Annotated in this window: 2 protein-coding genes; both read right to left on the bottom strand. The window is 58.7% G+C overall.

Translation table 11 applies throughout. From position 1 onward, the window contains the following. Positions 1 to 213: pre-toxin TG domain-containing protein (locus QW71_RS36560; protein ID WP_039311860.1), on the bottom strand; the 213-nt coding region annotated here is incomplete at its 3' end. Between the two features lie 23 nt (positions 214 to 236). Beyond that, positions 237 to 617: RHS repeat-associated core domain-containing protein (locus tag QW71_RS36565; RefSeq protein ID WP_039311863.1), on the bottom strand; the 381-nt coding region annotated here is incomplete at its 5' end.

Consider the following 617-nt stretch of genomic DNA (forward strand, 5'->3'; position numbering starts at 1 on the left):
CGCCAGCACTGCCCCTTCAGTCCCATACTTACCCACATACTTCATGCCGGGGATCGGTATTAAGCTCAGCGTCGATCCGATGCCTTCTGACCAGCGGTCCGCTACGGACAACTGCGCTCCTGTGACATAGTTCGTCCCGATGAAGGCTTGCTGGAAGCCCTTGACTGTACCAAGACCAGGGGTCAGGTCCGCCAGGAAGCTGGCGCCCTGCATCCAGATGGAGTCCCCGTCACGACTCAGGCCAAACGGATCGACGAGCGGTCCGCTACGGACAACTGCGCTCCTGTGACATAGTTCGTCCCGATGAAGGCTTGCTGGAAGCCCTTGACTGTACCAAGACCAGGGGTCAGGTCCGCCAGGAAGCTGGCGCCCTGCATCCAGATGGAGTCCCCGTCACGACTCAGGCCAAACGGATCGACGTACGAGATCGGATTGCCGTTCACATAAGCATAACGGTTCAGCGTTTGCGCATCTGTTATCGTCCCCGTCACGACATCCCGGTTCACGAACCGCTTGATATCCGGGTTATAGTAACGTGCTCGCATATTATACAGCCCGTTCTCATCCGTCATGACGCCGTCGCGCCCATTATACCGGAACGGCTGCTCCGCCCGACC

This window comes from Paenibacillus sp. IHB B 3415 (genome assembly GCF_000802655.2).
GTDB classification, from domain to species: Bacteria; Bacillota; Bacilli; order Paenibacillales; family Paenibacillaceae; genus Paenibacillus_AQ; species Paenibacillus_AQ phytohabitans.